Annotated in this window: 1 protein-coding gene; it reads left to right on the top strand. The window is 60.1% G+C overall.

Translation table 11 applies throughout. From position 1 onward, the window contains the following. Nucleotides 1-39: 39 nt before the first annotated feature. Nucleotides 40-354 carry a DUF3077 domain-containing protein gene (locus DU29_RS0129185; protein WP_028624830.1) on the top strand — a complete coding sequence of 105 codons (315 nt, stop codon included), beginning with the start codon at nt 40-42 and terminating at the stop codon, nt 352-354. The last annotated feature ends 347 nt before the right edge of the window (nt 355-701 follow it).

Genomic DNA, 701 nt, shown 5'->3' with positions numbered 1-701 from the left:
CCCCCCCCCCCGCCACACCTCCCCCATCGGAGGTGCCAAATGACCGACCAACCCGAACTCAAAACCATCGGCCTAACCCCCGCCATCTATTGCGCAGATCAAGCCATATTCCACGTCACTCGCGGCGTCCCACTCGGCGACGCATTATCCATGGCACCCGACTTCCTATCCCTCGCCAAACAACTCACCGAAGATGCCGCCTACGCCAAAGACACTGATCGCCACGCCTGGGCTGCGCATTATTTGACGGGGTTGAGTAAGGCGTTGGTGGATGATGCGGTGAAGGTGCTTACTCGGGATCGGGTTTCTGCGGCGGCGAAGGCTGAGTGGGCGGCGGAGGGGTTTGGCGCTTAGCGGTTTGATGATGGTGGGATGGGGTTGATGTCGGTCGAGGGCTGGCATCAAGCCTGTGGTTGGGCTGAGGGGTTGTGGCGATACACTTGAGATCACTGGTGGCTGGGCGGGCGCTATCGCTGGCAAGCCAGCTCCTACAGAGGATTTGTGGGTTGGCTGGCATTTGGGGTTAGCCCCGAATTTCAGGGTTATCTTGAGGTGAGCGGCGGTTATTGACTGCGCGTTCATTGAGCGCTCGGCTCTTACGATTGCGCACTAATCGGATGCTGTTGCTCACTTGGGATGGCGGGTATACGTCGGTCATCCAGACGCGAGCAGCGCCCCAGCCCATCGAGCAAACCCCGACC

Origin of the sequence: Pseudomonas sp. Ant30-3, from assembly GCF_000690905.1 — a bacterium.
Lineage (GTDB): Bacteria > Pseudomonadota > Gammaproteobacteria > Pseudomonadales > Pseudomonadaceae > Aquipseudomonas.
The sequence above is the reverse complement of the archived record's forward strand: the minus strand, read 5'-3'. Positions and strand labels throughout refer to the sequence as shown.

What these genes read in the sequence shown, in the direction of transcription:
- DU29_RS0129185 (WP_028624830.1), top strand. Translation starts at nt 40, where the DNA reads ATGACCGACCAACCCGAACTCAAAACCATCGGCCTAACCCCCGCCATC.